Here is a 5,104-nt window from a genome sequence, read left to right as displayed (position 1 = left end):
CCGTGCTCGAGCAGCACATCCTTGCCCGCGACGCCGAAATCGGCTGCGCCGTACTCGACGTAGGTCGGCACGTCGGTCGCGCGCACGATGATGACGCGCAAGTTGCCGGCGCTCGTCGGCAGGATCAGCTTGCGCGAAGTCTCGGGGTCTTCCGATACCTCGACGCCGGCTGCCGCCAGGAGCGGCATCGTCTCTTCGAAAATGCGCCCCTTCGAGAGCGCGAGCGTCAACGGTTCGGCAGTCATGCGCGAGCTCCGGAATGCGCAGGAACGCGGCGCACGTTCGCGCCGATGCGCGTGAGTTTGTCCTCCATCCGATCGTAGCCTCGATCGAGATGGTAGATGCGGTCAACAATGGTCTCGCCTTGCGCCGTCAAGCCGGCGATCACGAGGCTCGCCGAGGCCCGCAGGTCGGTGGCCATGACCGTCGCGCCCGACAGTTCGGGCACGCCCGTGACGAGCGCCGTATTGCCGTCGATGGCGATATGGGCGCCGAGGCGGTTCAATTCCTGCACGTGCATGAAGCGGTTTTCGAAGATCGTCTCGATGACTTGCGCACTGCCTTCGGCAATCGCATTGAGCGCCATGAACTGGGCCTGCATATCGGTCGGGAACGCCGGGTACTCCGACGTGCGCACGCTGACGGCGCTCGGGCGCCTGTCCATCCGAACGCGCAGCCAGTCGTCGCCCTCTTCGATCGTCACGCCGGCCTCACGCAGCTTGGCCGTGACCGCATCGAGCGTACTCGGGCGCACGTCGCGCAGCATGACGTCGCCCCCTGCCGCCGCGACGGCGCACAGGAACGTGCCGGCTTCGATCCGGTCGGGGATCACCGCGTGACGCGCGCCATGCAGCTTCTCGACACCCTGGATCACGAGCCGATCGGTACCGATGCCGTCGATCTTCGCTCCCATCGCCACGAGCAGATGCGCCAGATCGCCGACCTCGGGCTCGCGCGCGGCGTTTTCGAGAATCGTCTCGCCGTCGGCGAGCACGGCCGCCATCAGCAGATTTTCGGTTCCAGTCACCGTGACCATATCGGTCACGATGCGCGCGCCCTTCAACCGGCGCGCCCGCGCCTCGATGTAGCCATGCTCGATGCTGATGTCGGCGCCCATCGCCTGCAAGCCCTTGATGTGCTGATCGACCGGCCGCGCACCGATGGCGCAGCCGCCCGGCAGCGACACTTTCGCCGTGCCGAAGCGGGCCACGAGCGGTCCGAGCACGAGAATCGACGCCCGCATCGTTTTCACGAGTTCGTAAGGCGCGACCGGCTTGTCGACATGCGTAGCATCGAGCGACACCGTGCCGCCCGATAACCGAGCCCGTACGCCCATCTGTTCGAGCAGCGTCAGTGTCGTGCGGACATCCTTGAGGTCCGGCACGTTCGCAAGCTCGAGCGGATCGGCCGCGAGCAGGCTCGCGCAGAGAATCGGCAAGGCCGCGTTCTTGGCGCCCGAAACGCTCAATTCGCCAGAAAGGCGGCGGCCGCCTTCGATCGAAAGTTTATCCATGCCGAGCTGTCCCTCGCGCGCGGCGCCGCTGCCGGCTGCCGCCATATCGTCTTGTGTAATGCGCACTACGTTTCCTGGATTATGCGTTTCGCCATTCCGCCGGCGTCAGCGTCTTCATGCTCAGCGCGTGGATTTCCGCCTTCATGCGCTCGCCCAGCGCCGCGTAGACGAGCTGGTGACGCTGGATCGGGCGCTTGCCCTCGAAGGCGTCCGAGACGATCGTCGCAAAAAAGTGCTGACCGTCGCCCTCGACTTCGAGGTGGGTGCAGGCCAGTCCGGCCGCGATATATTGCTTGACCTCGTCGGGTGTCGGCAACATGGTTCATGACTCCTCAATAACGCAGCTTGTAGCCGGACGCGATGAGACGCATCGCGAGCGCGGCGATCAGCGCGAAGAAAACGGCAACGACGGCCAGGCACGCAAGCGGATCGATGTCGGACACGCCGAAAAAGCCGTAGCGGAAACCGTCGATCATGTAGAAAAACGGATTGAGCCGCGACACATGCCGCCAGAGCTCGGGCAGCGAATGCGTCGAGTAGAACACGCCCGAGAGAAACGTGAGCGGCATGATCAGAAAGTTCTGGAACGCCGCGAGCTGATCGAACTTCTCGGCCCAGATACCGGCGATGAGGCCGAGTGTGCCGAGAATCGCCGAACCGAATGCGGCGAAGAGCACGATATAAAGCGGCGACGCGAATGTCATCGGCACGAACCAGATCGTCACGATGAATACGCCCGCCCCGACCGCGAGTCCGCGCACGACGGATGCAAGCACGTAAGCGCCGAATATCTCCCAGTGCGTGAGCGGCGGTAGCAGCACGAAGACGAGATTACCCGTGATCTTCGACTGGATCAGCGACGACGAGCTGTTGGCAAACGCGTTTTGCAGCACGCTCATCATGACGAGGCCCGGAACCAGAAAGCTCGTGTATTCGACGCCGGGGTAGACCTCGACACGTCCGCGCAACGCGTGGCCGAAGATCGTCAGATAGAGCAATGCCGTGACGATGGGCGCGAGCACCGTCTGGAACGAGACCTTCCAGAAACGCAGAATCTCTTTGTAAAAGAGCGTCCGAAAGCCGGTCATGCCGCGAGCCTGAGTGTGGTGGGACATCATGCCAGTCCCTCCACCAGTTCCGGGCCGCTCATCAGTTGGACGAAAACGTCCTCCAGGTCCGCCTTCCGTACGTCGATCTCGTCGAACGTGCAGCCTTGTTCGCGACAGCGCGCGAGAATCGGCTCCACATCGTCATAGCTCGCGAGACGCAACAGATGCTCGCGCGCACCCGGCGGCGCCGCGTCGACCTCGAGCGCGCGCAGCTCCGCCGGCAAGACCCCCGCGGACAAGCGCAGAAAAAGCTGCATGCCGGCGAAACGCGCGAGCAGGTCGCGCGTGCGATCGAGGGCCACGACTTCCCCGCGGCGCAGCATCGCGATGCGGCCGCACAGCGACTCGGCTTCTTCCAGATAGTGAGTCGTCAGCACGATCGTGTGCCCTTCGCGGTTCAACCGCGAAATGAATTTCCAGAGCGTTTGCCGCAGCTCGACGTCGACACCTGCCGTGGGCTCGTCGAGGACGATCACGGGCGGCCGGTGCACCAGCGCCTGCGCGACGAGCACGCGCCGCTTCATGCCGCCCGACAGCGCGCGCATGTTCGCATCGGCCTTTTCGGTGAGATCGAGATGAGCCATTACCTCGTCGATCCATTCATCGTTGCGGTGCAGGCCGTAGTAGCCCGATTGAATGCGCAGCGTTTCACGCACGGTGAAAAAGGGATCGAACACGAGCTCCTGCGGCACGACGCCGAGCGAGCGCCGCGCGCCGCGGAAATCGGACACGACATCGTGGCCGAGCACGGCGACGCTACCTTCGTCCGCCCGCGCCAATCCGGCAAGGATGCTGATGAGCGTGGTCTTGCCTGCGCCGTTCGGGCCGAGCAGGCCGAAAAATTCGCCTTCGTCGATCGTCAAGCTGACGCCCTTGAGCGCTTGCAGCGCCTTATAGCGCTTCTTGACGTTGCGGATTTCTATCGCTGACATGGATGTGCGCGGCCTTTCGCGAGTGGCGCGCCTTTGTTTAGACGTGACTGGACCTGATCGCCGGGCTGGCGCCACGGCAGCGCCGCGTCGCATCCCGGAAAAAACCGGGGCGATCGCATGCCCGAAAAAACGGTTGATTATAGGCCAAGTCGAGGCGGCTCACTTGGCGCGCGTGGCCGTAGACCGTCGGAGCATTGCGCCGCGGCGGCGCCGCGCGTGCGGCTCAGAGCGGGGCCGCGACGCCTTCGGGGGACGAGCGGTGTCGCGCCGCCAGAAGGGCGTCCACACCGTACACCGCGGCGAGGCTTGCCAGCCCCTGCGGCACATTGATGATCTCGAACGCGCTGCCGCGCGCCTCGGCTGCGCGCTGCCACGCGAGCAGCACCGCGAGTGCCGATGAATCGAATTCGGTGAGCGCGGCGCAGTCCACTCCCGTCGCGCCGCCCGCAATGCTCGTCAAGCCGGCCGCGAGCGCGCTTTTCGCGCTCGCATGGGTGAGCGCCGTGCCCAGGGCAAAGCGGCTCATCGGGGTGCTCACGTCGGCTGCTTGCCGGCGGCAAGCTGCTGGTTGCGGTCGGTCAGGAACTGAATCAGGCCGCTCACGCCGCTTTCGTTGATCTTCTGGGCGAATTGCTGCTGATACGCCTGAATGAGCCATGCGCCGGCAACGTTCAGATCGTAGACGCGCCAGCCCTGCGGGGTCTTGTAGAGACGGTAGTCGAGCTCGACCGGTTGCCCGTTGTTGATCACCGCGCTACGCACGACGACGTCGGTATCGGTCGGCGCCGCGCGGAACGGCTTGAACTGGACCTGCTGGTCTCGGAACTGCGACAGCGCGCCAGCGTAGGTGCGGATCAGCAGCATCTTGAACTGCTCGACCATCTGGTCTTGCTGCTCCGGCGTCGCCTGGCGCCACGCACGGCCCATCGCCAGTTGCGTCGTGCGGCGGAAGTCCGTGTAGGGCAGGATCTGCTTGTTGACCACCTCGGTGATGCGGTTGATATCGCCCGAGCGGATCGACTTGTCCGCACGGATCGTATCGAGCACCTGGGTGGTGACCGTCTTGATCATGACGTCAGGCGAACTCGTATCGACGCCGCCGGCGTTCGTCTGGGCGAACGCCGCACCGGCAAACGAAAGGAGCATCGCGAAAAGAGGAATCAGAAAGAATTTTTTCATCGTCAACCCTGATATCGAAGAAACGCTGAGGTTGGAGCCTCGCCGAATCGTGCAAGTTCAGCCCGCATCTTGCACGGCTCGGCAGGGTTCATGTCGCACGGCCTCGCAAGATTCGTGTCGAAGTGTTACCGCAACGCGTCACTTCAGACGAATGATCGGCAAGCCCGTGCGTTGCGGCGGCGGCACGTACTGCTGGCCGGGCACCGTTCCATCGGGTCCACCCAGCGGTGCCGGTACCGCTGTCGCGGACGCCGCCGAGGCCGGCGCGGCCGGCTGCGCGCCCGAGGCCGGCTCGCCCGCCGCCGGTTCGGTAGCGGACGGCGCCGCGGCCGAAGCCGGAGCCGCAGCGGATGCCGGCGCTGCCGCACCGG

Annotated in this window: 7 protein-coding genes and 1 pseudogene; all 8 read right to left on the bottom strand. The window is 64.9% G+C overall.

Annotated features, from left to right (window positions below; genetic code table 11):
* Positions 1–245 (bottom strand): type 2 periplasmic-binding domain-containing protein (locus tag ACO1XS_RS01090; protein ID WP_486389836.1); only part of this gene is annotated, 245 nt, incomplete at its 3' end.
* Positions 242–1,513: a UDP-N-acetylglucosamine 1-carboxyvinyltransferase gene (gene murA / locus ACO1XS_RS01085; protein WP_486389837.1), complete on the bottom strand. Its 1,272-nt coding sequence runs from the start codon at positions 1,511–1,513 to the stop codon at positions 242–244. The genes murA and ACO1XS_RS01090, both read right to left, overlap by 4 nt.
* Before the next feature lie 79 nt (positions 1,514–1,592).
* Entirely contained in the window at positions 1,593–1,832 is a 240-nt protein-coding gene (locus ACO1XS_RS01080; protein WP_331568190.1) for a BolA family protein, read from the bottom strand.
* Between the two features lie 13 nt (positions 1,833–1,845).
* Positions 1,846–2,631: an ABC transporter permease gene (locus ACO1XS_RS01075; RefSeq protein WP_414720190.1), complete on the bottom strand. Its 786-nt coding sequence runs from the start codon at positions 2,629–2,631 to the stop codon at positions 1,846–1,848.
* Positions 2,628–3,554, bottom strand: a complete 927-nt coding sequence (locus ACO1XS_RS01070) for an ABC transporter ATP-binding protein (protein WP_331568189.1) — start codon at positions 3,552–3,554, stop codon at positions 2,628–2,630. Before ACO1XS_RS01070 ends, ACO1XS_RS01075 begins: the two co-directional genes overlap by 4 nt.
* Positions 3,555–3,777: 223 nt before the next feature.
* The gene (locus tag ACO1XS_RS01065; protein WP_331568213.1) at positions 3,778–4,080 is read right to left on the bottom strand and encodes an STAS domain-containing protein; all 303 of its coding nucleotides are present in this window, start codon (positions 4,078–4,080) and stop codon (positions 3,778–3,780) included.
* A gap of 8 nt (positions 4,081–4,088) precedes the next feature.
* A complete protein-coding gene (locus tag ACO1XS_RS01060) occupies positions 4,089–4,733 on the bottom strand; it encodes an MlaC/ttg2D family ABC transporter substrate-binding protein (protein WP_331568188.1) in 645 nt (214 codons plus the stop codon).
* Positions 4,734–4,871: 138 nt separating this feature from the next.
* Positions 4,872–5,104: pseudogene (locus ACO1XS_RS01055) on the bottom strand (MlaA family lipoprotein); the annotation flags it as partial.

It is taken from the genome of Trinickia sp., from assembly GCF_057351765.1.
The sequence above is the reverse complement of the archived record's forward strand: the minus strand, read 5'-3'. Positions and strand labels throughout refer to the sequence as shown.